Below are 26,843 nucleotides of genomic sequence, written 5' to 3'. Positions count from 1 at the left end.
TAAGTCCAGTTTGCGCCAATTTCCCCCCCATAATTGCAACCTTTCTTCTGTCGTTCCCTCTATTAAACCTCAATTTATTTCTCTTATTCTCTTATCAAAAATAGCGATAGGCAAATTTTATTTTTCCAATATGATATGTGCAGTTTCTTTTGCTCGGGATAAAGTGATACATCAATCAGTGTGGGTTTTCTACATCCCCCACTGATTGTTAGTTGAACCAATCGGGCTTTTACGGGCAGTTGATCTTCCAATTATCTTCTCGCTTTTTCTTAAATCTTGAAGTGGGAGTCTTACTGCCCGTTAATGCGGGATAAATCACTTGCTGCAATTATGTCCCATTCTTCTCCCAGGGAAAGTCTATCTGCTAGTGCATGTGCTTGTATTAATCCTGTTATATTTAGAGGAATGTCAGAAATTCCTTGTGCTTTGCCTAATTCATTCCACTCGGTCACCCTATGTCTTATTAATCCGAACCTAGTCATTTTTTCGCCTTCTGTTCAAATCGTTCTTATCACAATCTCCAGTTCCTATTTCTGTAACTATTTTGTTAGGAGTGATTTAGACATATAGTAAGCGCTCACCGTAAATAACTGGTTGATCTCTCCTGTTACAAGCATGGTTTCCATATCATTCAAATCTACCAAATGGACATCTATAAACTCTGTCGGGTCCAGCTCTTGATCAAAAGCCTTATACGCATCTACAATCAAAAAAGAAACTACTTTATTCGTTTGAGTTGCTGGATTGACATAGAATTCACCTAATAATATAGGTGGCTGTTCGCTAATAAATCCTGTCTCCTCCCTTACCTCTCTTAATATGGCATTTTCATATACTTCATTTCCCTCTGGCTTACCAGCTGGGATTTCTAAAAAGAAATCTTGTGCAGCATATCGATATTGTTTAACTAGTACTATCTGTTTCTCTTTTGTAAGAACAATAGCGTTAACCCAGTCGACATATTCATTCACATAATAATCCTCAATAATTTGTCCATCAGGTAGTTCACAAGTATCTTTACGTAAATTTCCAAAGGCTGTTTTATAGACATAATTTACATTTAATGTTTTCCAATTGCTCATTATCTTCTTCCTTTCCAGTCATAACACACATTATTTCTCGTAATCCATTAGGATAAAGAATCTTCATTTCATTAATAATGTCTTCCAATGAAACCCACTTAGCATATGTAATTTTATTTCCTTCAACGACTTTAAATATTTTTTGATCATATAGGCTTTTATCCTCCAGCTCTACTATGTAAATTTGAATTATTTCATGACCAATTTGTTCGTCGATGGAAAATATATTCTCTAGACACGTAACATAGCATTGGATTGTGATCTTTACGGCTAGTTCTTCTTCATATTCTCTTATCACTGTTTCCTCGGATCTCTCTCCAATTACAATTGTTCCACCAATTGGTCTATAAAATAATCCAGTCCCTTTAGAATGTTTGCCTTCTTGTTCTTCGAGAAGTATTTTATTGTTTTTAAAAAGCAAGCCTAATGATTTAGCTTTTGGAATCATCTGTGTTCCTCCATATGGTTATAGATTTAAATAATCAGACACCTCTTTCCATTATTGCACAAAAAGTTGGGCCACTACATATGATGCAAAGAATGTGCCCAAAACACATAACAATTGGAAAAGGCAGGTTAAGCTATGGATTCACCAATTGACTCTACTTCCCCATCCACCCAGTTCACTTTTGACGTCAATAAAAATTCTTTCTTTAGAAAAGATAATTATAACTTTATGAATATTCTTGGTATCGAACAGTTAAATACATTAGATCATTTATCATTGATTGATATTTTTCTAAGTAGAGGTAACAATATTGAACCACATTACCATCGAAATCTTCCGAGTTGGTATATTGCATTTCTGGTGCTATGGCAGTTTCCATACTAAATCCATTTACGAAGCAATATCAACATTACACAATAACACCTGGCCAAGTAGCAAATATTCCGCAAGGCTGGTGGCATTACCAAATGGCAACAGAGGATCGCACACATGCGCTTGCTATTTTCAATACATCCACACCAGAAGTAATACTTGGTTCGGATATTTTAAGATTAACACCATCGAACATTATGGCTCATACTTATTGTATGGACGAAAATCAATGGAAAAAAGCGATTGAACCTATTAAAGGTTCTACCTATATAGGACCACCAAAAAATTGTTATCGGAACCCTGGAAGTAACGCGCAGACTTTTCCAAATTATATATATCCTTATGGAAATCAAGGATATCCAATGCCACCATATACGCATTATAATCATCCGACTTGTTAACCTGTATCTTGCCAGCCTGATATGCCCTCTAATAGTGCTGGCATTCCATGATATAAAGTTCCTTTATTCAATGTGATTTTTATTCACATGTTAGCAATATTCTCCATTTACGATGTATAGTCCTTTAAAAAACGGTAATCCATGTGAATGAAAAAAGACTGTCTGATGACAAACATCCAAACAGTCTAATAAGTTTCCTATTTCGTTTCTTCTATTAGTTGCTCCAAATCAGTTTTCGTAAATAAATAATACTCATTACAGAAATGGCATTGGGCCTCTGCTTTCCCATCTTCCACAATCATGTCTTGAATTTCTTGCTGTCCTAAACTAATAATTGCTCTTGCAATTCGGTCTCTCGAGCATTGACACTGAAATTGAATCGGCATTGTTTCCAGTATACTTACATTTTCTGCGCCTAATACCTCTTCTAATATTTTTTCTGGCGCGAGACCTTCTTTAACCATTGTAGAGATAGACGGAATCTGTAGTAAACGGTTTTCGATATATCGAATCGTGTCCTCCGAAGTTCCAGGTAATAATTGAATAATGAAACCACCAGCTGCTTGGATTGTATTATCTTCATTTACAAGCACACCTACACCAACAGAGGACGGGGTTTGCTCTGAATTCATAATATACGAGGTAAAATCATCTCCGATTTCTCCTGTTTCAATAGCAACTTGACCAACAAATGGTTGATTAAGCCCTACATCCTTTGAAACGGAAAGAGTTCCGTTAGTCCCAACAGCACGTTTCACATCTAAATTACCTGACTCTGTCACTTCAAAATGGGTTCGTGGATAGGATACATAGCCACGCACCTCTCCTTTTGCATTTGCATCGACAAGAATCGTGCCTATTGGCCCTCCTCCGTCAATTTTTATCGTTAATTTTTCATCGCCTTTCATCATGGCACCCAGTATAGCACCTGCTGTCATGGAACGTCCAAGTGCCACAGATGAAGTGGGAAGCGTATCATGGCGTCGCTGTGCCTCACTAACTGTATCAGTTGACCGAATGGCATACGCTCGGACTTGATCTTGAAGTGCAATTGCTTTTACTATATAATCATTCATATTTTTGTCTCCTTTTATAGTTGTCGAAAAGACGAACTATTAACATGCTAACAGCTTAAAGTAAATCTCTTATTATGCAAAGAAATTCATTTCCCATAAAAAAGTCAATATATTTTATATTACTTATTATAGACATAACGATTCATTTTTGCTTGTTTTTTAAAATATACATATAATTTGTGACTAATTTATGAACATTTAATTTTTTCCACCATGCGACAATATTTGCATTTTCCCTGTTATACAATATAAAAGTTGGTTTAGACACCACACAAAAACGGATATCAATTCGATAACTAAAATATTATTTGGAGGAAATACCGTGTTGAACTTATTGGATGAAAAAGCTTTATTGTTTCAAATTGCAATAAAAAGAAAAATCATGTACAAAAAAGCAAAAAACTATGGATTTACACATCCTTCAGTTGTAGAGTGTAGCCAAGAATTAGATGTATTACTAAATAAATACCAAAAAATTGCTTCTTAGACTAACATACAAAACCGATTTACTTTCCTGAGTTCAGGAAAGTAATCGGTTTATTTTACGGATAAGTTAAAAATAAAAGGGGAATTTAAAGAATGAGGTGATAATTTGGCAAAAATTATTAAGGCATTGTTAATCTTCTATTTAATATTCCCCATGAATACTCAAGCAGAAATGAGTATATCAGATGTAAAAGTTGCTTTTGAAAAGGACGGCTATTTATGGATAAAAGTCAACAACAAAGAAGAGAAGATAACGGAAGAAAAAGCTAAGTACAATTACCCTCTCAGGTGGTCATTCGACGGTAAAATGCTTCTCTATCAAAAGGAAGTTGCCGGTAATATGACTGATTCCAGAGAAATTACCAACGAGTTATGGATTTATATGATCCAAACTAAAACGCATAAAAAAATCTTTTATGACGGTTACAATCCCAAATGGTCACCTACTGAAAATATTGTAGCTTTTATGAGCGGAAGCGTTTTAAATATATCCGACTTAAAAAGCTTTACTAACATAGCGTTAGGTGTCGATAGTTATGAATGGCAGCCGGACGGGAAAGGATTTATCACTTCCTCTAGTGCTGATCTTCGGCCGGATGGATGGACAAATCCAGTTCTTTATACAGTTGCATTAGAAAAGGATTATATGAATAATAAAGATTTGACGAAAAATGTAAAGAAACTGTTTGTTATTCCAAGAGAAATAGGCATAGATAAGGCCAAAATCATTTCTATAAACGCTGATTCCTTTAATTATTCTCCAAACGGAAAATGGGTATCCTTTAGAGTCTCACCGACTGCTTCTTGGGCAATGGATAGTGATATGCTATGCGTTCTTTCTGAAGATGGAAAACAGTTTAAGGTGATTGATGAGATGGCTTTTGGATTCGACTCAAAATGGGCATTTAAGCAAAACTTCCTTGGCTATATTGCTGGCGGTGGAAGAATAGTATATGGCTATAAGAACAAAAACTTAAAAGTAACTGAACTTCCCTCTTTTCTAACATTAACTCTTACTCCTGAAAAATACGCAGATCTAGGCTTTACATGGGTAAATGACGATTCGTTCGTTGTTTCTAGAGTAACGGAAGCAGAATGGTCCAATGACTCCAAAAAACGTCCAAATTCTTCTTTATATTTTGTTCCACTATCAGGTGATAAACAGGTGAAAATAACCTCTCCCCCAAAAGGAAAAGAAGATAACAATCCACTATTCCTACCTGCAATAAACAAACTTACATGGTTGCGGCAAACAGAATTGACAGAAAGCACCTCTGACTTATGGATTGCTGACCCAAATGGTGAAAACGCAAAAATTTGGGTAAACAACATTGGGGTATACAGCTTTTTTCCGGAAAGATAAAGTGAAACTTCAATCAGTGGGAGTTTTTCGACGCACAGGACGTGCTAGTGGGGACGTTGCGACATGGACGTCGCGCTTTTAGTCCCCGTCATCCCCCACAGATTGTTAATTGCGTCCCACACGATGTGGGTCACACAGACGTTGCAAACGCTCTTTTATTTTGCGACGAGCTTTGCGCAGGAGCAACACGATGTTGCGTACTTAGTCTGGGATCAGGATCATTTCATCGGGCGCATGCCAGCAATTGATCTCCCACTTATCTTTTCGTTTTTCTTCTATCTTGAAGTGGGAGTCTTACTGCCCGTTAATGCAAATAACGCACCCTATACAAAAGGCTAATTTAATTTAGCCTATTTTGTATAGAGGTGCGTTAAATTTTTTAAACTACGACAACAAAATTCGAAGCAAACGATTGCTCTTTTTCTACTTGAATCTCTTGTAGCTTTTCTACTTCCCTTTTTCTTGCATTCGCACATTCCAAATAATTAAGCTGGGATATATAATTTTTATCAATAAGCGATGCTAGAAAATCAGCATCTTTCAGAGCACTATTTAGACCAAAAGCTCCGGTTGGAGTCATGGTATGAACTGCATCCCCAATTAATGCAACACCGTTTTTTCCCCAACTCTCACTTGTAGAGCTATATACATCAAGTAATACGAAATCTTTCCACGATTGAATATGATGATGAACCGTTCCTTCCAACTGTGGAAATGCTTCGATTAGTTGGTCGATAAAAGGGGTAAACGGCTGCTTTCTTAACTGAGGAAAGGATCCCTCTTCAATATTCCAACCAATCTGAATAAAGCCTTGTGCTTGGGTGAAAAGTGATAATTGTTTTCCTTCAATAAGTGCCATTCTAATCGATGGCTCCCAATCGTCAGGAGCTGGAATTCTCGCCCAAAGCAAGTCAAATCCATGTTTACGAATCGTCACACCAATTTCTGCTTTTTTTCGGACAGTAGAATAACGGCCATCTGCTCCAATGATCAGCTCAGTTTCAATTAAGACTTCCTCCCCGTCTTTTACAGCACGGACTCCATTGTAAAAGCCGGCTTCATCCTTTAATAACTCAACTACTCTGGTATTCATCATTGCCTGAAAAGCGGGATATGCTTCCCCGGCTTCCAACAATATGGATAATAAATGCTTCTGTGGAACATGTATGCCTAAATGTCCTACTTGTGGATTTGGTAGTATTGTTTTAAAAGGTTCGCCTTTATGCCAATACTCTAGTTTTCCATACGAAGTAGACCTAGTTGTTCGATTTTTTCAAAAAGTCCATGCTCCTTTAAAATTGCTTCTCCTTCTTCGTTTAAATGTTCCCCACGAAAAGCTTTCCCAACAGCCGCATGTTGCTCTAAGAGAAGAACCGATACATTTTTCTTTGCGAGTAAATAAGCAAGCAATGCTCCTCCTGGCCCTGCTCCTACAACACATACATCTACTTTATAATTCACTTCTTATCCTCCTACTGTGGATAATCGATAACTTTACAAGTTTGACTAACCCAAATTTCTTTAATAACTCGTCATTACTTACATAACGTAAGTTAGTATATTATTACAATCAATTATAGTCAAATAAAGTAATATGGTTTCTAGAAAAGCAGTTAAAATTAGAAGGTTTTATACAAGTATAGAGTAGTTTAATAACGAGGATTATAATTTATTAAGTCTTCCTCTTTGATTTCCATTTGTTGCCCTTCCTCCGTGATCTTGTAATTAAATTGAAAAATATCGTTGTCATGTGCAAAATAGACATACTCCACATATGTTTCATTTTGGAAGGTTACAATTACATAATAAGTTGGAAGCTTGATTCCCCATTTGCCCTCAATAGATTCTATATTCTCTTTTTCATAGCCCTTCTCTTCTATTAGATAATTAGCTACTCTTTTTTTGTAGGTATGTTTATTTGCTTGTATTGTTACTATAGGTACGATAACTATTCCTATAATGGCTATAACTAGTAGAACCCAAAAAATCTTCTTAGCCCTTGTCATTTTAATAACCTTACTTCAAATCCTTTTTTAAATAATGATGCATGTGCTCTCTTCCTACGTTGTTAATGGAGCCATATACCTCATAACCATGTTTTTGGTAAAAATCTAAAGCCTGAAAACTAAGTGTGTCGAGCTTAATGAAATCACACTGATTATCTCGCGCAACTTGCTCTGCTTCTAATAATAGTTTCGTACCAAGCCCCGATTTTCTTAAATCCTCGTTCACCATTAATATTTGGATTTCTAACCAGTTCCAACAGATCTCGCCTATTAATCCTCCACAAACATGGTCATTTTCATCTCGTACAAAAAGATTTATTTCCTTATATCTGCCTCTTAAATCTTCGGGGAAATGTTTTAAATTATATTGATATAACTCGTTATTAATATATTTAACTGATTCCTTATCGGTCTCTTTTGTAATATGAAACTGCATCTTATCTCATCCTTTTCTAATAGGCTTGTTTTGGTATTAGTATAATCATCCACTATTTTTTCGTAAAAAAACGTTTCCCAACTGTTTCTACCACTTTAGGGAAAACTGCATATAATTTGCTTGTGATACTCATATAGGACGGGAGATCTACCTCACGTACGGGATGCTGGATTACTTTTTCGATAGAGGATACAACCGCTTCAGGTGTGAGGAGATGTTTGCTTAGTCTTTCACGATAATTCCCAGTTTGATCTGCTAAGTCGAGAAATGGTGTATCGATTGGTCCAGGATTAATAGTCGAAACACTTATTCCAAATTCCTTTAGTTCCATGCGAACTGCATTGGCGAATCCAATAATAGCATGCTTAGAAGCAGCGTAAACAGAAGCTTTTGGAGTTGCAACTTTTCCTGCCTGTGAAGCGACAAAAATGATATGGCCATTCTGTTTATTTTTCATTTTTGTAGCAAAGTATTTTGTAAGCTTCATCGGTGCGAGTACGTTAAGATACAGCATTTGATCCATTTGGACTTCGTCTAAATCTGTTAAATAAGCAAATGTGCCGACTCCAGCACAATGCACGACTACATCCGGTGTTCCCATCTCTTTGAATAGTTTTTCAAAAGATTGTTCTGCTGTTAAATCCGCTTGTATTGTATGTATGCCTAACAGATTTAGTTCACCCAAAGCTGCAATATTTCTGCCTGTAGCCCAAACTTCATAACCATCCGCTTGCAATTTCTTTGCAAGCAAAAGTCCGACGCCACTTGTAGCGCCGGTAATGCATACTTTTTTATGCTTGCCCATACATTAAAATCCCTTCTTCTGTTCGTCTTTCTGTTATATATTCATTATCCATTAAATAATCGACTTGCCCTATTGTTTCGGAAAGCGTTAATCCAAGTTCTTTTTCATACACTTTTGGAAAGAGCTCCTGCGTTAGTCCAAAAATTGTTTTCTCTCCATCTTTCATCATGTCTAAAACCTTCATTGCTCGTTCCCTTTGTTTTTCAAGTCTTACTGTAAGAAGCTCATACACATTATAAACTTCCTCTCCATGCCCACTATATACCATTTCTACTGGCAACGATTGGATTCTTTGCAATGACGCATTGTATTGCAGCATGGATTTTGACCGTTTTTCTTTGTTTAATGGTGGTTCAATTAATGGATTGGATGAAATTTTGTCTATTATTAAGTCTCCACCGATTAGCACGTTCTCTTTCTCTGACCAAAAAGAGAGATGACTTTGCGCGTGGCCTAATGTTTCTAACACTGTATACTCTGGATGACCAGGTAGTATATCCCCATCTTGTAGAATTTTTTCCAATGGACGGTTTCCAATAAAATGAAGTGGTCTTTTCATTTTTTCCACCCAGCGTAAATAATTTTCTGGTACCCCTTCTTCTATTAAACTTTGCAGATAAAACTTGTCATGAAACTGAAAGAAATCCTTATCTTTCGTTAACCAAGGTTGATTATAAGCATGACCTAATATGGTGGCTTGTTCAAATGCATCCACCCAACCGGCATGATCTGGATGATGGTGTGTTAATAACACTTGTTCAATATCTGTTAGTGCATAGCCGGCTTCTTTTATCCCCTTTTTGAGTGATGCAAGAGCTTCTTCAGTTTTTGGTCCCACGTCCACTAACGTTAATGCATCCCCTTTTAATAAATACGTATTAACATCTCCTACTGCAAAAGGTGTTGGCACACTAATTTTATGTATCATCTACTCAGTTCCCCTTTGTTATGAATGCTTATTCATTCCATTGTACAGCTTTTTCCATAAGACGTCACTAAAAGGACGTTGACTTTTTATTGGAACACACATATAATTTCATTAATTCAGAAATTAAAAGCCAAGATGAAGAATAGTACATATATGATGGAGTACTAGAGAGTGAAATGACCCGCTGCAAGTTTCACCTCCCGCTCATATGTCGAACCTACTTCGGAGCTACTATGCAAACATAGTCGTGCCTCCCGCGATAAGGAGGATTAAGTTGTGTCGATTTTTTATCGACAAATTTAGGTGGTACCGCGGAGACAAGCGTTTTCGTCCTTATTTATAGGGACGGAAGCGCTTTTTTATATGACTAAAAGGAGTGGATTGTACATGTCGAAGATCGTATTTGTTGGAGCAGGAGCAATGGCTGAGGCAATTATTAATGGCTTGACGAAAGAGGAGAAAGTTTCACCTACACATATTCATGTGATGAATAAATCAGATATGGAACAGCTAGAACATTTGAAACGTTCGTATAACGTCCGGATTGTTTGTGAAGAGAAAAAAGCATTAACGGAAGCAGATATTGTCGTTTTGGCAATGAAACCAAAAGACGCAATAGAAGCATGCAATGGAATCGCTCCTTATATAAACAAAGAAGCGGTGATTATCTCTGTTATTGCAGGTGTGTCTATTCAAACTATCACATCTCATTTAGGAGAACGACCAATAGCACGTGTAATGCCAAATACATCTGCGGCAGTTGGATTAAGTGCTTCTGCAGTATGTTGGAATGCACTCGTATCACAAGATTCGAAGCTTGAAATTATCCATATTCTAGAAGCAATTGGCTCAGTTAAAGTAGTAGAAGAGGAAGATTTACATGTTGTGACGGCACTTGCTGGAAGCGGTCCTGCTTACTTATATTATTTTGCAGAGCAGTTTGAAGCAGCAGCTGTGCAACATGGTTTGACTTCAGCAGATGCCCGTCAACTGTTTATCCAAACGATGGAGGGAGCAGCACAAATGTTGAAAAAAGGCGATGTCGAGCCTTCCGAACTTCGAAGAAAAGTTACAAGTCCAGGGGGCACAACAGAAGCTGGCGTTGAACAGCTAGTTCAGCATAAAGTAAATGAAGCAATATTTGCTTGTATTGACGCTGCACAAAACAAATCGCGTGTTCTTGGCAAACAGTATGAGTAAACATGTAAAAACTGTTTAAGGGAGACCAAGTGGCATTCAATAGCAACCAAACAACTAGAAAGGTGTGTATGATTGTATGGATAATTCATACTTTGTCGGTTGGGGTACCCTTGCCCTTATTAATGCAGGCATAGCACAAGGAAAAAACAGAAGCGGATTAAATTGGTTTCTTTTATCCCTTATTATCGGACCAGTTGCTACGTTAAGTTTAGTTATCTTAGAAAAAAAATAAAAGATCCCGAGTGGTACTACTCCCTCGGAATCTTCTTTAATAACCCATTTGACCAATCATATTCAGCAAAGTCCTCCGCTACGTAAATGGGAAACTCATAATGTGCTACCTGGGCAATCATGTTTTTTATGTCGGATGGCATAAATCTTGCACTTATATGATTGACAATCAAGTGCTTGGCCTCAGCTTCTTTACACACATTTGCTGCATCTATTATAGTAGAATGTCCGTATAAACCTGCTAGTTCAGCCGTTTCTTGGTCAAACGTTCCTTCATGTACGACAATATCTGATCTCTTACTCAGTAAAATTGAGCTCTCGCAAAATTTTGTATCGCCTAATATAGTTACTTGGAATCCATCTTTTGGTTCCCCTGTTACTTCGGAACTCTTAACGATTCGACCATCTGCTAACTCTACGTCATAACCTTCTTTTAATTGTCTTAGCAAAGGACCTCTTGGAACATCAAGTGCATCCGTTTTTTCAATCAATAATTCTGGAGGCAGTGCTTTTTGTGTCACTTTGTACCCAAAGCAAGGAATAACATGTTCAAGAAATTTTGCTTCTACAATGAATTGATCATCTTCAAAAATAATACCTTCTTCGATTTCCTCAATATTCAGTGCATATTTAATATGTGTTTTCGATGTAGCAAGTGTTACTTCAATCCAAGCTTTAATACCAGCTGGTCCATAAATCGTCAGGGGTTCATCCCCACCTAAAAAAGAACGAGAACCAAGCAAACCAGGCAGTCCGTATATATGGTCTCCATGTAAATGTGTGATAAACAATTTCTCTAATTTACGCGGTTTTAAAGTAGTATGTAATATTTGATGTTGTGTTGCCTCTCCACAGTCAAACATCCAAAATGTTCCCCGCTCATCGAGTAATTTTAATACAGTGGCAGTAGTATTTCGTTGCTTGGAAGGCATTCCTGCACCTGTCCCTAAAAATAATAATTGCATCTGTTCACCTGCTTTCGTCATCAACCAAAAAGCCAACTTTGAATTCTAGGCTTTCTTTTTACTTTAATTCATTTAATACTACCTTTTCGGAACATGTCTTGCAACAGATTACCGTATGAAAAATAGGTAGTAATAACAAATTCTTTTAAAATATAAGTTCACTTTTAATTTGTCGTTAAAAATTATTTAAGGCTACTGTCAAAGTCACTTTAGATTGACAATAGCCTCAATTAAATTACTCTTTTCCTATTATAAACTCATCTCACGACATACTTCCGCACATTTACGGCATGCCTCCGCACAATTTTGACAATGTTCATGGTCATGCTTAGAACATTCTTCTGCACAGCGATCACAGATTTCCGCGCAAAGTTGGCAAATTTCCTTAACAAATGGATTATTTGAAGTCATAGCTTGTATTGCAAAGGCACAAATATCCACACATGCACGATCTAATCGGATGCATTCTGCCATCATTTTTACATCACCTTCCTGTAAACATGCATCAAAACATGTATTACAAGACTTTAGACACTCTAAGCAAGCTTTAATACATTCTTCATATTTTAGGTTCATCAAAACTCCTCCTGCTATTTTAATTATTGATTTAATATTTATTTATTTTCCCTATAAGTATTGGTTTAAACTAAAATAAAGAAGTCAATAACATGTATTGATGTGAGTCTTATAAAAAAAGTGCTGTCCATAGAAGACAGCACCTTAGGCCACTCACAAATCCGAAAACACACTTATTTAGATGACAGTTCACTTTCAGTAACCCATTTATGATTGGTCACCTTTTCTCCATCAGTTGTTGATGTGTAATCAACCATATAAACCGTTGTTTTTTCTGCTGAGTCTAATTCAGCAGTTGCACCTTGCATCCCTTCCATATGGTTAGCTTCTATCGTTACTTTTGATCCTGGTTTTAAGGCTTCATCACCAGCATCCTTGATCTCTTCATGAATAACCCATTTATGATTAGTAACTTTTTCTCCACCTGTAGTCGGGGTATAGGAAACTGTATAGACAGTTGTATCATACGCACCTACAATTGTTGCTTCTGCCCCTTTCATTCCGTGCATATGGTCCGTTTCGATAATGGCTTGACTTCCTACTGGGTAAGTTGGATTTTCTGCGACTTTCAAACCTTCTGGAACTTCCCCTGAACTAGAATGATCCATCATCGAGTGATCCGTGTTCTCGCTTTCTTCTTTGCTTGTACTACTATTCATATTTTCGTTGGAATCCGTTTCGCTTTTATCATCTGCACAAGCTGTCAGTGTAAATATTGCAGCCAAACATACAACTCCTAGCATAATTTGTTTTTTCATCTTTATCACTCGCCCTTCAACTTTGATATATTCACTAACTTACATTGCGTTAGCTTGTTACATGTATACACTAGAATGAGGAAAAACTTGTCCGCCCAAGATACTAAGCTTGCAAATTTCTTTGTCATACGGGATAGGGGTATATATTGTTGTAAGAAAGAGAGTGCTAATACAGCACTCTTACTGAATTAATCTACATCATATCCTTGATCGTCTATCGTCTCTTTAATCTTAGCTACTGTTACTTTTTCGTTATCAAATGAAACATCAACTTTACCTGCATCTAAATGAACTTTTACTAGCTCCACTCCATCTAGTTTACCTACGTTACTTTCTACAGCATTGACACAATGACCACAAGACATTCCTTGTACATTTAATGTTACGTTTTCCATCTATATCGTTACTCCTTTTATTTTCTCATTAGTTTTTGTATTGTTACTAATAATTCATCCAGCACTTCGTCGTCACCTTCAGCGAATCTATCTACTACACAGCCTTTTAAATGTCCTTGTAACAGGACTTTTGCGACGCTATTTAAAGCGGATTGAGTTGCGGAAAGCTGAGTTATAATATCGTCACAATAGACGTCTTTATCAACCATCCCTTTAATGCCACGAATTTGACCCTCTATCCGATTTAATCGATTTGTTAAATCTTTTTTTACCTGTTCAGGGTGATGACTTTTCCGACACGATGCATTGGATTCGATAGTATGTTCTTCTTTTACATTATCCAAGGATTCAACCTCCTATCCCTATTTCTATCATATAGTACCCTTATGGGGTATGTAAAGTGATAACTGTATGTTTTGTTATTGAAAGATTTAGTATTAATGATCGTCGAGAAAATCTTTACTAAAGCTCGTTTTAGATTCCAACGAGGCTTTCTTTTTTACTTTTATTCCCCGTTTAATCGTATCTTTTCCGAACTTAGTTTGTAACTGTTCGACAAGTTTCAAAATGGGCTCTTCTTTTGCATGCTGTTCAAAGTTAAAAATGGATAGCTGCTCCACCGATTCTCCTTTGTCGTATACATTGTTAACCGTAACACCAAGTAATCTGATTGGCTCCTCTTTCCAGGTAGTATGGAACAAGGTTGTCGCAAGCTCGTATATTTCTTTTTCTTCATAAAGTCGATTCGTCACTGTTTTACTTCTCGTTTTATTTTTCCAATTGGCATCTCGAATATGAATCGTAATAGAACGTCCCGCCAGGTTTTTTGAATCTAATCGAGATGCTACTTTTTTAGAAAGTAATCTTAAAACCTTTTCAATTTCTTCCACGTCCGTTACATCATAAGGAAGGGTTGTAGAATTTCCAACACTTTTTGTATCGAAAACTGCTTCTGGATCCACCACTCGATTGTCTATTCCATTTGCTCGCTCAGAAAGTCGAATCCCTATTTTGCCAAGCTTTTCTTTTAAAAGACTAGGAGTCGCATTCGCCAAGTCTCCAATTGTGTGGATACCAACTTCAGCAAACTTTTTAGAAGTGCTCTCTCCGACACCATGCATTTCGATTACAGGTAGCGGCCAAAGCTTTTCCGCAACCTCTCGTTTACGCAAGATCGTAATACCCATTGGCTTTTTCATATTCGATGCAGTTTTTGCCAAAAATTTATTGGGCGCAATTCCAATAGAACTTGGTAAATCCAGCTCCCGAACGATTCGCTGTTGAATGGATTCTGCAAAAGCAATCGCATCTTGTCCCATCTCTATATCGCTCACGTCCATATACCCTTCGTCAATCGACACCGGTTCCACAAGTGGCGTATATGAACGTAATATATCAAACATTGCTTTAGATGCAGCTCGGTAGCGTTCAAAATTTGGTGGTAATAAAATTAATTCCGGACATTTTCGTTTCGCTTCCCAAACAGACATTGTCGTATACACGCCTTTAGCACGGGCCTCGTATGAACAAGTGACTAAAATTCCACGTCTTTGTTTCGGATCGCCCGCAACTGCAATTGCTTTCCCTTTCAGAGAAGGATCGTGTGCCTGCTCGACAGAAGCATAAAAACTATTCATATCTAGATGAAAAATAATTCTCGCCTTACGCGACACGTGTCTCACCTCCACTTTACATTATTTTATTATAGCAATAATAACGATATTTGAGCCATCGAGAGATGAGTTGCTCCATTTGCCCTTGGCTGTTTTTTGCGGAAAGTAAAACATGACGCTCCTTCTGCTACAAGAAAAAAGTTAATCACATATTTAAAATTCCATAATTCCCCAAACAAATAAAAATAGATAGCTTTTATAAGCTACCTATTTCTTCCTTCTTCATATTTTCTAAATACGATTGGATATCCTTAATTCCTTCTAAAGAACGTACTAAAATAGACGGATCGACGATTGTAATCATTCGGTTTTCTAAATTCGCGACCGCAGTAAAATATTGGGTCTTGGTGTAATTTACTAAACCAATTTGCTTTAAGTCTTCTGTTGCAATATCGAGAATCTCTTTTGCTTCTTTTACTAAAATTCCGAGGGACATATCTTGTGTATGCATCGTCACCACACGAGCATTTTCAAAGTTTACTCCACTCCGATGATATAAGATTTCCTCAAAGTCGATAATCGGCATGAGTTCACCGCGAATTTTCATTAAACCAATTAAATAATTCGGCAAATGTGGGATTGGGTTTACTTGTTCAAGCTTTTCAATAGATACGACGTGTTCAATTGGAACCGCATATTCTTCATTTCCACATTGAAAAACAACTACTTTTTCACTAGACAATAGTCTGCGCCTCCTGTATACGTTATTCTGCTGCTACTTTTACAATCTCTACAAGTAAATCAGCTAATTTTTCGAGCTCTTCTACCGGCATGCGTTCATTTGTCGTATGAATTTCCTCATAGCCAACGGATAAGATAACCGTTGGAATTCCAAATCCGGCAATAACATTTGCATCACTGCCTCCGCCGCTTCTTTTTATATCGGCAGTACGGCCAATTTTTTCAACCGCTTTTTTCGCTACTTGTACTACTTCATGATCTTCTTCAAAATGAAAACCAGGATACATTAATTCAGTTTCTGTTTTAGCCATGCCGCCTAGTTTTTCAGCTGTTTCTGCGAAGGTAGCAACCATATGAGCTACTTGAGCATCTAATTTTTCTTTATTGATTGAACGCGCTTCCGATAAAATATGCACTTCATCGCATACAATATTTGTAGCTTGTCCACCTTCAAACCGTCCGATATTTGCGGTCGTTTCTCCGTCAATTCGTCCTAGCTTCATCGCAGAAATTGCTTTAGAAGCTAATGTAATAGCAGAAATTCCTTTTTCAGGTGCTACTCCTGCATGCGCCGTTTTTCCAGTAATCGTCGTCCATAGTTTAGATTGAAATGGAGCTGCCGTCACAATCCCACCAACTGTTCCGTCACTGTCAATTGCATAGCCATATTTTGCTGTTAATAATGTAGAATCTAATTCTTTTGCTCCAACTAAGCCACTTTCTTCACCGGCTGTAATCACGACCTGAATATCCCCATGAGATACCTCTTGTTCGTCTAAACGACGAATAGCTTCAAATAACGCGGCAATACCCGCTTTATCATCTGCTCCTAAAATAGTCGTTCCATCCGAATAAATATAACCGTCTTCTTTTAAAATAGGTTGTATTCCTTTACCAGGTACAACCGTATCCATATGAACGGTGAAATAAATCGCATCTGCATCTGCCTTATTTCCTTTTAAAGTGGCGATTAGATTACCTGCACCATGTCCAGTTCGTTTTGCAGAATCGTCTTGGATAACAGAAAAGCCTATTTGCTCTAATTTACGCATTAAAATAGGCGCGATTACTTCCTCATGCTTTGTTTCCGAATCTATTTTTACTAACTCAAAAAATTCTTCTATTAAACGGTTCACTTTATGAAGACTCCTTTTATAATGGAATATTTCCATGTTTTTTGTTTGGTCTTGTTTCTTTTTTGTTGCGCATCATCTCTAATGCTTGTATTAACTTAATACGTGTTTCACGAGGATCGATTACATCGTCTACCATCCCCATAGAAGCTGCTACATAAGGGTTTGCAAATTTTTCACGGTATTCTTCGATTTTTTCTGCCCGAACTTTTTCAGGTTCTTCGCTATTTGCGATTTCTCTCGCAAAAATAATGTTTGCAGCCCCTTGTGGTCCCATTACTGCAATTTCCGCATTTGGCCATGCATACACTACATCCGCCCCTATTGATTTGGAGTTTAGCGCTACATAAGCCCCGCCGTATGCTTTACGCAAAATAACAGTCATTTTAGGAACAGTTGCTTCCGAATAGGCAAATAAAATCTTTGCCCCATGACGAATAATGCCTCCGTGCTCTTGCTTAATACCTGGGAAGAATCCGGTCACATCTTCAAATGTAATGATTGGAATATTAAAGGAATCACAAAAACGAATGAAGCGAGCGGCTTTATCACTTGAATCGATATCCAGTCCACCTGCCATTACTTTAGGCTGGTTACAAACGAGACCAACAACTTCACCTTTAATGCGGGCTAAACCGATGACAATATTTTTAGCAAATTCCTTTTGTACCTCTAAAAAAGATTCTCTATCCACTACTTGCTCAATCACTTTTCGAATATCATACGGACGAACAGCTTCAAATGGCACAATGTCTGCTAAATCTGGTCGATCATCATTTTCTGGTGCCACATCTGAAATGGTAGGTTTTTCTTCAAAGCTTTGCGGTAGATAGCTCAGTAGTAAACGTACACTCTCTAATACTTCTTCTTCTGTTTTACCACGGAAATGAGCATTTCCACTAATCGAGTTATGTACTTTTGATCCACCTAAATCTTCTGCAGAAATTTTTTCTCCGGTTACTGTTTCAATCACTTTTGGTCCAGTTATGAACATTTGACTTGTTTCATCTGTCATAAAAACAAAATCTGTAATAGCAGGTGAATATACCGCACCACCAGCACACGGTCCTAAAATAACGGAAATCTGTGGGATAACACCAGAGTAAATCGCATTTCGATAAAAAATTTGTCCGTATCCATCTAGAGACACAACCCCTTCTTGAATACGAGCACCACCAGAATCATTTAGCCCGATAAATGGTGCACCATTTTTAGCGGCCAAATCCATTACATTCGCTATTTTTTGCGCATGCATTTCTCCAAGGGCTCCTCCAAATACCGTGAAATCCTGGGAAAATAGATAAATTGGCCGACCATTTACTTTCCCATATCCAGTGACCACCCCGTCACCAGGTCCTTCTTGCTTGTCCATCCCAAAGTCAACCGTACGATGCTGGATAAACGGATTTAACTCTACAAATGAATCTTTATCAACTAGTAATGCTATTCGTTCACGAGCAGTCAGCTTCCCTTTTTCGTGTTGCTTCTCGATACGTTTGTCTCCGCCACCTAATTCGATTTTACGCTTACGGTCATATAAATCATTGATTTTCTCATAAATATCCATTAGTTTACTTCACTCCCCCTGTTTTATCACAAAGCTCATATAAAACCCCGCCAGATGCTTTAGGATGAATGAATGCAACTTGTGCTCCACCCGCCCCAATTTTTGGAGTTTCTTGAATGAGTCTTACCCCTTTTTCTTTCAGATCGTCTAAACGTTCTTGAATATTTGATACACCAAAGGCAACATGATGTATACCTTCACCTTTTTTTTCAATGAAAGAATGAACAGCACTCGATTCATCGATTGGCTGAAGTAATTCGAGTTTTACATTGCCACTATCAATAAAAGCAACTCTCACTTTTTCAGAAGGAACTTCTTCAATATGTATTAGTTTCAATCCTAATGTTTCTGTGTAATATGGAAGCGAATCTTCTATACTTTTTACTGCAATTCCAATATGATCGACCTTTTCCATCCCTTTGCCCCCTTACTGTTTGACTATTCTCTATTCTATTGTACATATTTCCAAAAAAATTCGCTACCTCTTGTGATTTTTTTCGTTTTTGTTAAAATGGTAGTACATACTAAAGGAGAGAATTTCATGAGCAATCAAAAATTCCGTAAAATTGTTGTATATCTAATGATTTTTGTAATGATAATGTCTTCACTCTTATTTGGATTAAGCTTCGTCTTACAATAAGAAACAAAAAACAGCGGAAGCTTATATGCTTCTGCTGTTTTTTGTCGTCCCAATTAATTCTTTTTCTTTAATCAAACAAATAACCTTCACATTCCTTCAATACTCTATCTTTCCTATAATCCAATACTGCTAATTAAAAAATCTTCCAGTATTTAATTTTATTCTATTTTCTCGTACTCACGCTCACTGATACTAATTCTTCTATTTTAAAATGTAATATAGATATAAATACCAAATTTCAGAGCACAGAGCTCTATCACAATTTAGTGATTGTAATGTAAAAAATATTACAACAGGCTCTTGTTCTAATATTTTTCATTTGATAGGTTTCTTATTTTATATACGTATTAATAGGCAGGGTACCCAAAAACAAACAGGGAGAGGTTGAAGTGAAGATAACGGATGAAAACGTTGTACAACAAATAATCTTAAAAAATGAACAGACTATTCCTTATCTTATTCAGAATTATGGTGGTCTGCTAAATAGTATTATTCGAAAATACTTAAAAGGCAATCAACAAGATACAGAAGAATGCTTGGCAGATGTAATCACTTCAATATGGTTCCATATTGATTCATTTGATTCTAGAAAAAATGAGTTCAAGCAATGGATTGCTGCAATTGCCAAATACCGAGCTATTGACTATATACGTAAAACGGAAAAAACAAAGCGACAAGTCAGTAAGTTTGAGTTTGATGAACATGTCTATCATCAATCAACGCTCAAACCGAGTGGAATCGATTTATCCGCTATTTTAAGTGAATTGAGCGATACGGAACGAGCGATCTTTGAAAAATATTATGTGGAAGGTGTTCCATCCAATGAAATTGCTGAGGAATACAACGTAAAGCAATCGTGGGTGCATAATAAACTATCTCGAGGCAGAAAAAAGTTGAAAACTCTTTTATTGAAGGATGGGGTGTGAAAATTGTCTATTTTTAAAGAGTTAAATAATGTAAAGTTAAACGTAAGTGAATCTGAAGAAAAGCCACTTTCCGCACTAGAACAAAAACGCATTCAAAAGAAAATATTTAATAAAATATTAACAAAGAAAAAAAAGAAAAATTATTTCTTATTAGCTGCAGCCTCCTTTATCGTCATTACTAGTTTAACAATTAGTCTTACATTTCCAGCATTGGCCGCAAAGCTACCAATTATTAGTAACATATTTGAATTATTGAGTAACAATGAATACTATGTTTTTGAGGAATATGACGAGTATTCAACCGATATAGGGATAACAGAAGAAAGTAATGGAATTAGTATTACAGCAAATAATGCAGTATATGATGGAGAAAATATAACAATTGCTTATACGATAACGAGTGAAGAGGATTTGGGCGAGAGACCTGTTTTAGAAGGGAACATGGTTGTAGATGAATTTGGAGATCAGTATGAATATAATGGGTTTGGCCATAACTTTATAGTAGAAAAAATAAGTGACCATGAATACGCTGTAGTATATATCTATCAATTACTCAAAGGAACTAAACCAGATGCTATTAAAGTTACATGGGCAGGTGATTCTGTACGTAATTTAAATAATGTTGAACAAGAAACGTTCGGAGACTGGACTTTTCAATTTTCATTAAACAAGTTAGATAATAAAACAAAAAAATATGCTGCTAATGAATTTTCCACCGAAGATGAAGGAATTGAAGTTGAATTAACGAAATTAACGCAAACTCCCATTTCTTCTACCGTCTATCTGTCGGAACTAGTGAACGAACGACTAGTTTCACAAGAGGAGGAAGAAATGAGAGGCGTCCAAATCGAATACTTGATATCCGATAATTTAGGAAAAGAATATAACTATGTTCATTACCGTGATACTGGTCACAGTACTGATTTTGATGTTAACCACAAAAGTTATCCAAGGATTACGACAACTGTTTTCGACGAGGCAGCAACCACTCTTACGATAACACCAATCGTGCATGTGATGAAAGTAGATAATCCTAATTCAAAAGGGGAAGGTCCCCTCGTACCAGTTATGGAACCTTATACCATTGAATCCATTCAAGTTCCAATAAATAAAAACTAAAATTTTCTCATAAGGGTCTACCATGCAAAGAAACTAGGTAGACCTTTATAAGATATAAGAAATTATTCATATCTACATCTTCTCATTAATAAAGTAGCAAAAATGGCCCTTACTTCTAGTATATGATTGTCATCTTCTTAAATTTAATAAAAAAAACCATTCATTTTTTAAATTTACTTGCCATCTTCTGAACTATCTTCAATACGTTCTTCAATTTCTTTCTTTTCTTCGTGCCACCATAACGCTTCTTCTGGTTCTTCTAAAATCTCTTTTATTTCAGCTTTCTCTTCAACCGCTGGCGGTGAACCTCGAAGAGCTTTTCCTGAAGTATCTTTTAGAAAGATGGTTACCACAACAAGACCGACCATAGATGCAAGTATCGCATAGTAGGCAGGTACCATTTCATTCGCCGTCTTGCTAATTAACCAAGATACAAGTAAAGGTGTTGTACCTCCGAATAACGATGCAGAAATATTAAAGGTAATCGCCAATGCCCCATTTCGAACATTCGTAAAAAATAGAGAAGGTAATAACGCTGGCATCGTCCCCTGGAAAGAAGCAGAAAATATTCCAAGAATCATCAATCCTAAAAATACAAGGACAGTATTTCCACTACCGATTAAATTAAACGCAGGTATACTCAAAAGAATCAACCCGATTAAACCGCCTTGAATTACCTTCTTTGCTCCAATACGATCACTAAAATAGCCCATTAATAGAACAATCGGAATCATAATAACCATTACAATAACAATTAATAAAAGTCCTTCTGCTTCTCCATAACCAAGAACAGCAGTTAAATGAGATGGCATATAGGATAAAACAATATAGTTTACAACTATATAAAAGAAAACAACAAACATACCGATAAGTATTGCTCTCCAATGGAACTGTAAAATATGCTTTACGGATTTATTATCATCATCTTCCGTTTTACTTTCCTTCATTGCCTCAAATGCAGGTGTTTCTTCTAAATTATTTCGCAAATAAAATCCAATTAAACCGATAGGGGCCGATAAGAAAAAAGGAATACGCCAACCCCATTCTAACATTGTTTCCTCTCCTAAAATATAGGTAAGTGCCGTAACAAGACCTGCTCCTGCGATATAGCCGACTAAGGTACCAACCTCAAGACCACTTGACATAAAACCTCTTTTTTTATCAGGTGTGGATTCAGCAATAAACGTCATAGCACCCGAATATTCTCCACCCGCTGAAAAACCTTGAATGAGACGAGCAATAAGTAAAAGCACGGTGGCAGTATAACCTATAGATGCATGACCTGGGATTAAGCCAATACTTAACGTGGCCAGGGCCATCATGATCAAGGTAATGGCTAAGACTTTTTTACGGCCTAAACGGTCTCCAAGCATCCCAAAGAAAATTCCACCTATAGGTCGAGCAATAAAGGCAACTGCAAATGTTGCAAAAGCAAATACTAATTGCATGGGTCCACTTACTTCGGGAAAAAATACTTGTCCAATTGTTACAGCTAGATACGAGTAAATTCCAAAATCAAACCATTCCATCCCATTCCCAACAGCAGTTGCAAAGACAGCTTTGCGTGCGGTATTTGTGTCAACAATGGTAATTTCTTCTTTTTTCAACTTTGGTTTCGATTTTCTTTTTAATTTTGGCCTCTTATGATTGTTATTATCATCCAATCGAAAAGCCTCCTTGTTGATTAATTGATCTTAGTCTTAAACTATCCAAATGTAATTTATTTATGTCTTCTTATTAATTTTTTTAACAAACTTAGTCAATTTATATCCTAAATTCTCCTCTTATCTTCTTCATCATTCCTCCACCTCCGTTGTATATAAAATTTTTGAATTCTTGAAGGCTAAACGTGTAATAAAGAAAAAAGAGAAATTGAGTGGCCTCAATTTCTCTTTTTTCTATATCTGAAGCTAGTTATGCTCTAGCCTGTTCCTATTTATTTATGAGATGGCTAACAGTAAAACTCCCGATTTTACAACTAACTCTACTGCTTCCGCCTTAAAGCTCATTATTGGAAGGGAAAACAGATGGATCAATTGGATATTTTATCCTTTTACAACTAAACCAACAGTTTTTACAACTAAATCCTTCGAAATTACAACTAAAACTCCCTTTTTTACAACTATCTCTACAGTTTCCACTTAAAAGCTCATTATTGGAAGGGAAAACAGATAGATTTATTGGATATTTTATCCTTTTACAACTAAACCAACAGTTTTTACAACTAAATCCTTCGAAATTACAACTAAATTTCCTGATTTTACAACTAACTCTACTGCTTCCGCCTCAAAGCTTAAAATGAATCGTTCATTTTTACTTTATTAAATACGCTTCTACCCTCAAATTGTTTGATATTCCTTTTGTTTGTATTGCATTGGAGTAAGCTCTTTTGGAATTAGGGCTGTATAAGTTTCTCCATCCAATCTTTCTGCTAGCTCTTTCTTAGCATTTTCAAGTAAGTCTGGTTTTTGGAGGGCCGTAATAGCCGTACACGCTATTGCTTTTCCAGCTAATAACATGGCATCATGGGCATATTCTGTTTTACCTTGTGCCACAGCCTGCCAAGTATGAAACGGGGTTCCAAATGCCCATGTAGAAGTTACACATTGCGCGGTAGGAACATTCCAGCTAACATCGGCTACATCGGTTGAACCTCCCATAAATGTTTCTTTCTCTGAAAAAGGAACAACAAAGTCAGCAATTGGTCGTTCCGCTAATTGGACAGCCATCTTTTTACCACTCTGCAATGCTGCAGTATGCTTTTCCTCCTCAGTCAATGTTTCATAAATAGCTTGTGTAAACTTTATATCGTTTTCACTCACAGCGGGAAAACCTAATTGTTGCATATGCTCGTGCATTACTTTCTCAAGCGTCAAGTTGGGAATTAAGTTATGACACGAACCTTGAATTTCAAAATCTAATTTTGTTTGTGTCATAAGTGCTGCACCACGGGCACAATCTGCTACTCGATCGTACAGGTCCCTTACTTGATCTGGTTTAGGCGCACGGATTAAATAGGTCACTTCAGCATCTGCTTGAACTACGTTTGGAGCCATTCCGCCTGTGTTTGTTACCGCATAATGAACACGTGCCTCATCCACGATATGCTCTCTCATATAATTCACTCCAACATTCATTAGCTCGACAGCATCTAAAGCACTTCTACCCAAATGGGGAGCTGCTGCAGCATGTGCACTTCTTCCTTTAAATTTGAAGTGTGCGTGGATGACGGCATTAGCAGTGGAGTGCATCACAGCATTCATTGTCGAAGGATGCCATGAGAAGGCAGCATCAACGTCTTTAAAATAGCCATCTCTTGCCATAAATGCTTTCCCGTATCCACTTTCTTCTGCGGGACAGCCGAAAAATTGTACAGTTCCAGCAAGCTTATGTTCCTTCATGTACTCCTTAACTGCAACTGCCGCTGCTAATGAACCTACCCCTAGCAAATTATGCCCGCAGCCATGACCATTTCCATTTTTAACAATAGGTTCAAACTTATCACTATGCGCTTGTTGGCTTAGACCAGCCAAGGCATCATATTCACCGAGAATAGCAATAATCGGATGACCCGATCCATATGAAGCGATAAAGCCTGTTTCAAGACCTGCTACTCCCCTTTTCACAGCAAACCCTTCCTTTTCCAATGCTTCGCAAAGCAGATCAGCTGAACGGAATTCCTCAAATCTGGTTTCTGCAAACTCCCATATTTGATCACTTAGCTGTGTAAATAAAGTACGCTTCTTGTCTATTAAATTTGAAATTTCTTCTGATAGATTAGTCACTTATTACATCTCCTAACTTACAAGATTTTCGAAAGAAGGAACCTCTTTCTTAGGGCGAATTAAAAATAATGATCCAGCACACAATAATGCAAACATAATGAGCATAATAAAAGCTACTGTATAAGAACCGTCGAAAGCTTCTACTAAAAATCCTATTAACATCGGAGTAAGGACACCAGCAAATTGGGCACCGGTATTAATGAACCCATTTGCAGTTCCTACAACCTCTTCTGATAACATTTTTAATGGTGCAGAAATAATTAAAATTATATTAAATGACATGAATACGGTAACAAGACTTTGATAAACAGCAAACATCATTATGTTTGGCGCATATGCCATTAAATATAGAAAAACAGCAATTAATACTGCAAATATGGCTGCAATCACCTTGTCTTTCCCTTTAGGTAATTTATCTAAAACATAGCCGCTTGCAAGCATTGCAATAATTCCTGCAATCGCTGGAATAGCTGAAATATACCCAACAGATGTTAAGTCAAGATGGCGCACCTCAACTAAATAGGTCGGCATCCATGCCATTAGCCCCCATTGGACTGCGTAAATGGCGAAATAGGCAATAAACAAATTCCATATAATCGGAGTTTTTAAAACGTCTTTCAAAGATACTTTACTTTTGGAAGGGTTTTCATTGCTTGTTATAGCCAAACCTTTCCCCTCTTTTAAGAAAAAGAAGTACAACAAGGTAAATATAATCCCGATGGCACCGGCAATATAGAAAATCGTTCTCCAACCGATATCTTGCATGGACTGGGTACCAATTATTGGTGTTATTACCCCCATAATAGTTCCTGAAGTAAGCATAAATGAAATGGCACGACTTCGTTCGTTTTGCGGAAACCAACTAGCTATACCTTTTGAAGCTGCTGGAAAAAAGCTACCTTCTCCAAGTCCAAAAAGAAATCGAATAAGGATTAAGGACATGAAGGACCATGCCATTCCCGACAAAATTGTGAAAACGGACCAAGCAAATACGGCTATAATAATAATCTTTCGGAAACCAAAACGATCGGCCAGCCACCCGCCTGGAATCTGCATTATGGCATAGCCGGCAAAAAACTGCTTAACACAATCCCTGTCTGGGAAGTGCTCAATTGGAGATCCTTTGAAATATCCAAAATCGCATAGTTCATAAAAAAGCGATCAAAGTTTCCAATTGACCATCCTAAAAAAAGTAAGATGATAATGACATACTTCCAGTTCTTTAATAACTTGGACTCCATTTCGTCCCTCCTTACGAAATTTATTGAATTCTATTTGAGTATAAAAAATTTGTACTATTCAAACAATGTTTGTTCCTATATAATAATCACATAATTTATGTTGAGTTCTACATAGTCCTTGTGGAGGTTGAAAAAAAGTGGAAACCTTGCTGAAAATTAAACGATTTTTAATCGATGACTGTTGCCTTACCCATTTTCAATTGTGGCAAGGTATAAAAGGATTGGATTTTTCTCTTGTTCTCTCTAATCATTTTGACAAAGAGACTCCTACACCAAGGAGATTTTCCGATGAAAAAATACATACCTATGAAAATTACACTGATATTTACTATGATTATCCCAATCATACAAGTATTGTCTTCAGACTTAGCGAGTCTTCGGTATTAAAGAAGGAGAGCATGCGAGAGCTTAAAATGATCATAGATTTACATTACTTGCAAGTAATGCTAGATAGAGAAAAATATATTAGGAATAAAGTGATGGAAAGCATTCGTGATATATCCATACTGGAAGATTTAGATGATTTATTAAAAAAATATTAGAAAACGCT

29 protein-coding genes, 3 pseudogenes and 1 other annotated feature are annotated in these 26,843 nt (G+C 36.8%); of the genes and pseudogenes, 10 read left to right on the top strand and 22 right to left on the bottom strand.

Annotated features, from left to right (window positions below):
• Nucleotides 1–290 precede the first annotated feature (290 nt).
• From OR571_RS17000 to OR571_RS16990, 3 genes are read right to left on the bottom strand one after another with little or no spacing between them, the layout of a single operon-like run.
• Nucleotides 291–482, bottom strand: a complete 192-nt coding sequence (locus tag OR571_RS17000; protein ID WP_282244496.1) for a histidine phosphatase family protein — start codon at nucleotides 480–482, stop codon at nucleotides 291–293.
• A 57-nt stretch (nucleotides 483–539) separates the two neighbouring features.
• The gene (locus OR571_RS16995) at nucleotides 540–1,082 is read right to left on the bottom strand and encodes an NUDIX hydrolase (RefSeq protein ID WP_282244494.1); all 543 of its coding nucleotides are present in this window, start codon (nucleotides 1,080–1,082) and stop codon (nucleotides 540–542) included.
• A complete protein-coding gene (locus tag OR571_RS16990; protein ID WP_282244492.1) occupies nucleotides 1,042–1,530 on the bottom strand; it encodes an NUDIX hydrolase in 489 nt (162 codons plus the stop codon). The genes OR571_RS16995 and OR571_RS16990 overlap by 41 nt, the downstream gene beginning before the upstream one ends.
• A 135-nt stretch (nucleotides 1,531–1,665) precedes the next feature.
• Between OR571_RS16990 and OR571_RS16985 the strand changes: the two are divergent.
• A pseudogene (locus OR571_RS16985) lies at nucleotides 1,666–2,303 on the top strand (cupin domain-containing protein).
• Nucleotides 2,304–2,500: 197 nt separating this feature from the next.
• Here OR571_RS16985 and hslO read toward each other — a convergent pair.
• Nucleotides 2,501–3,379 (bottom strand): Hsp33 family molecular chaperone HslO, encoded by an 879-nt coding sequence (hslO, locus tag OR571_RS16980; protein WP_282244490.1) that lies wholly within the window; start codon nucleotides 3,377–3,379, stop codon nucleotides 2,501–2,503.
• 322 nt (nucleotides 3,380–3,701) lie between these two features.
• On the opposite strand from hslO, the gene OR571_RS16975 reads away from it, so the two are divergent.
• The 3 genes from OR571_RS16975 (at nucleotide 3,702) to OR571_RS16965 (ending at nucleotide 5,567) form a co-directional block, all read left to right on the top strand.
• Nucleotides 3,702–3,866 carry an aspartyl-phosphate phosphatase Spo0E family protein gene (locus OR571_RS16975; RefSeq protein WP_282244488.1) on the top strand — a complete coding sequence of 55 codons (165 nt, stop codon included), beginning with the start codon at nucleotides 3,702–3,704 and terminating at the stop codon, nucleotides 3,864–3,866.
• A gap of 105 nt (nucleotides 3,867–3,971) precedes the next feature.
• A complete protein-coding gene (locus tag OR571_RS16970) occupies nucleotides 3,972–5,228 on the top strand; it encodes a TolB domain-containing protein (RefSeq protein WP_282244486.1) in 1,257 nt (418 codons plus the stop codon).
• Nucleotides 5,229–5,291: 63 nt separating this feature from the next.
• Nucleotides 5,292–5,567 carry a hypothetical protein gene (locus OR571_RS16965; protein ID WP_282244483.1) on the top strand — a complete coding sequence of 92 codons (276 nt, stop codon included), beginning with the start codon at nucleotides 5,292–5,294 and terminating at the stop codon, nucleotides 5,565–5,567.
• 40 nt (nucleotides 5,568–5,607) lie between these two features.
• Here the strand turns inward: OR571_RS16965 and OR571_RS16960 are convergent.
• From OR571_RS16960 to OR571_RS16940, 5 genes and pseudogenes are all read right to left on the bottom strand, one after another.
• Nucleotides 5,608–6,689 (bottom strand): annotated as a pseudogene (locus tag OR571_RS16960) (FAD-dependent monooxygenase).
• A gap of 188 nt (nucleotides 6,690–6,877) precedes the next feature.
• Nucleotides 6,878–7,234 carry a DUF3139 domain-containing protein gene (locus tag OR571_RS16955; RefSeq protein ID WP_282244481.1) on the bottom strand — a complete coding sequence of 119 codons (357 nt, stop codon included), beginning with the start codon at nucleotides 7,232–7,234 and terminating at the stop codon, nucleotides 6,878–6,880.
• A gap of 10 nt (nucleotides 7,235–7,244) precedes the next feature.
• Complete coding sequence (locus OR571_RS16950) at nucleotides 7,245–7,670, bottom strand: GNAT family N-acetyltransferase (protein ID WP_282244453.1); 426 nt, start codon at nucleotides 7,668–7,670, stop codon at nucleotides 7,245–7,247.
• 52 nt (nucleotides 7,671–7,722) lie between these two features.
• Nucleotides 7,723–8,475, bottom strand: a complete 753-nt coding sequence (locus OR571_RS16945; protein WP_282244452.1) for an SDR family NAD(P)-dependent oxidoreductase — start codon at nucleotides 8,473–8,475, stop codon at nucleotides 7,723–7,725.
• A complete protein-coding gene (locus OR571_RS16940; protein ID WP_282244451.1) occupies nucleotides 8,462–9,403 on the bottom strand; it encodes an MBL fold metallo-hydrolase in 942 nt (313 codons plus the stop codon). The genes OR571_RS16945 and OR571_RS16940 overlap by 14 nt, the downstream gene beginning before the upstream one ends.
• Nucleotides 9,404–9,526: 123 nt before the next feature.
• Nucleotides 9,527–9,741 (top strand) — a binding site (T-box leader).
• 49 nt (nucleotides 9,742–9,790) lie between these two features.
• On the opposite strand from OR571_RS16940, the gene proC reads away from it, so the two are divergent.
• Together proC and OR571_RS16930 are read left to right on the top strand one after the other, a co-directional pair.
• On the top strand, nucleotides 9,791–10,603 hold the full coding sequence (proC, locus tag OR571_RS16935) for a pyrroline-5-carboxylate reductase (protein WP_282244450.1): 813 nt from the start codon (nucleotides 9,791–9,793) through the stop codon (nucleotides 10,601–10,603).
• A 76-nt stretch (nucleotides 10,604–10,679) separates the two neighbouring features.
• On the top strand, nucleotides 10,680–10,835 hold the full coding sequence (locus OR571_RS16930; RefSeq protein ID WP_282244449.1) for a hypothetical protein: 156 nt from the start codon (nucleotides 10,680–10,682) through the stop codon (nucleotides 10,833–10,835).
• A 16-nt stretch (nucleotides 10,836–10,851) separates the two neighbouring features.
• Here the strand turns inward: OR571_RS16930 and rnz are convergent, their stop codons facing one another.
• From rnz to mce, 10 genes are all read right to left on the bottom strand, one after another.
• A complete protein-coding gene (rnz, locus tag OR571_RS16925) occupies nucleotides 10,852–11,799 on the bottom strand; it encodes a ribonuclease Z (RefSeq protein ID WP_282246266.1) in 948 nt (315 codons plus the stop codon).
• 249 nt (nucleotides 11,800–12,048) lie between these two features.
• Nucleotides 12,049–12,375 carry a four-helix bundle copper-binding protein gene (locus tag OR571_RS16920; protein WP_282244448.1) on the bottom strand — a complete coding sequence of 109 codons (327 nt, stop codon included), beginning with the start codon at nucleotides 12,373–12,375 and terminating at the stop codon, nucleotides 12,049–12,051.
• A gap of 173 nt (nucleotides 12,376–12,548) precedes the next feature.
• Complete coding sequence (locus tag OR571_RS16915; RefSeq protein ID WP_282244447.1) at nucleotides 12,549–13,133, bottom strand: YdhK family protein; 585 nt, start codon at nucleotides 13,131–13,133, stop codon at nucleotides 12,549–12,551.
• Nucleotides 13,134–13,321: 188 nt separating this feature from the next.
• Nucleotides 13,322–13,528: a copper chaperone CopZ gene (gene copZ, locus OR571_RS16910; RefSeq protein WP_282244446.1), complete on the bottom strand. Its 207-nt coding sequence runs from the start codon at nucleotides 13,526–13,528 to the stop codon at nucleotides 13,322–13,324.
• A 17-nt stretch (nucleotides 13,529–13,545) separates the two neighbouring features.
• A complete protein-coding gene (locus OR571_RS16905; protein ID WP_282244445.1) occupies nucleotides 13,546–13,872 on the bottom strand; it encodes a metal-sensing transcriptional repressor in 327 nt (108 codons plus the stop codon).
• A gap of 93 nt (nucleotides 13,873–13,965) precedes the next feature.
• A complete protein-coding gene (locus OR571_RS16900) occupies nucleotides 13,966–15,201 on the bottom strand; it encodes a DNA polymerase IV (RefSeq protein ID WP_282244444.1) in 1,236 nt (411 codons plus the stop codon).
• Between the two features lie 196 nt (nucleotides 15,202–15,397).
• On the bottom strand, nucleotides 15,398–15,883 hold the full coding sequence (locus OR571_RS16895; RefSeq protein WP_142540571.1) for a chemotaxis protein CheW: 486 nt from the start codon (nucleotides 15,881–15,883) through the stop codon (nucleotides 15,398–15,400).
• A 22-nt stretch (nucleotides 15,884–15,905) separates the two neighbouring features.
• A complete protein-coding gene (locus OR571_RS16890; protein WP_481900408.1) occupies nucleotides 15,906–17,018 on the bottom strand; it encodes a M20/M25/M40 family metallo-hydrolase in 1,113 nt (370 codons plus the stop codon).
• A 16-nt stretch (nucleotides 17,019–17,034) separates the two neighbouring features.
• Complete coding sequence (locus tag OR571_RS16885) at nucleotides 17,035–18,582, bottom strand: acyl-CoA carboxylase subunit beta (RefSeq protein WP_282244442.1); 1,548 nt, start codon at nucleotides 18,580–18,582, stop codon at nucleotides 17,035–17,037.
• 4 nt (nucleotides 18,583–18,586) lie between these two features.
• Entirely contained in the window at nucleotides 18,587–18,997 is a 411-nt protein-coding gene (gene mce, locus OR571_RS16880) for a methylmalonyl-CoA epimerase (RefSeq protein WP_282244441.1), read from the bottom strand.
• On the opposite strand from mce, the gene prli42 reads away from it, so the two are divergent.
• The 3 genes from prli42 to OR571_RS16865 all read left to right on the top strand — a co-directional run bounded on the left by prli42 (nucleotide 18,980) and on the right by OR571_RS16865 (nucleotide 21,267).
• Nucleotides 18,980–19,222 (top strand): stressosome-associated protein Prli42, encoded by a 243-nt coding sequence (prli42, locus tag OR571_RS22805; protein ID WP_348775057.1) that lies wholly within the window; start codon nucleotides 18,980–18,982, stop codon nucleotides 19,220–19,222. The genes mce and prli42 overlap by 18 nt on opposite strands.
• 389 nt (nucleotides 19,223–19,611) lie before the next feature.
• Nucleotides 19,612–20,148, top strand: coding sequence for a sigma-70 family RNA polymerase sigma factor (locus tag OR571_RS16870; protein WP_282244440.1), 537 nt, complete (start codon nucleotides 19,612–19,614; stop codon nucleotides 20,146–20,148).
• Between the two features lie 3 nt (nucleotides 20,149–20,151).
• Nucleotides 20,152–21,267 (top strand): DUF4179 domain-containing protein, encoded by a 1,116-nt coding sequence (locus tag OR571_RS16865; protein WP_282244439.1) that lies wholly within the window; start codon nucleotides 20,152–20,154, stop codon nucleotides 21,265–21,267.
• A gap of 173 nt (nucleotides 21,268–21,440) precedes the next feature.
• On the opposite strand, the gene OR571_RS16860 is transcribed toward OR571_RS16865, so the two are convergent.
• The 3 genes and pseudogenes from OR571_RS16860 to OR571_RS16850 all read right to left on the bottom strand — a co-directional run bounded on the left by OR571_RS16860 (nucleotide 21,441) and on the right by OR571_RS16850 (nucleotide 26,293).
• The gene (locus OR571_RS16860) at nucleotides 21,441–22,931 is read right to left on the bottom strand and encodes an MFS transporter (protein WP_282244438.1); all 1,491 of its coding nucleotides are present in this window, start codon (nucleotides 22,929–22,931) and stop codon (nucleotides 21,441–21,443) included.
• Between the two features lie 675 nt (nucleotides 22,932–23,606).
• Nucleotides 23,607–25,052, bottom strand: coding sequence for a M20 family metallopeptidase (locus OR571_RS16855; protein WP_282244436.1), 1,446 nt, complete (start codon nucleotides 25,050–25,052; stop codon nucleotides 23,607–23,609).
• Nucleotides 25,053–25,064: 12 nt separating this feature from the next.
• Nucleotides 25,065–26,293, bottom strand: a pseudogene (locus OR571_RS16850) (MFS transporter).
• 137 nt (nucleotides 26,294–26,430) lie between these two features.
• On the opposite strand from OR571_RS16850, the gene OR571_RS16840 reads away from it, so the two are divergent.
• Nucleotides 26,431–26,835, top strand: coding sequence for a hypothetical protein (locus OR571_RS16840; protein ID WP_282244430.1), 405 nt, complete (start codon nucleotides 26,431–26,433; stop codon nucleotides 26,833–26,835).
• Nucleotides 26,836–26,843 lie beyond the last annotated feature (8 nt).

This window comes from Psychrobacillus sp. NEAU-3TGS (assembly GCF_029955155.1).
Classification (GTDB): domain Bacteria; phylum Bacillota; class Bacilli; order Bacillales_A; family Planococcaceae; genus Psychrobacillus.
The sequence above is the reverse complement of the archived record's forward strand: the minus strand, read 5'-3'. Positions and strand labels throughout refer to the sequence as shown.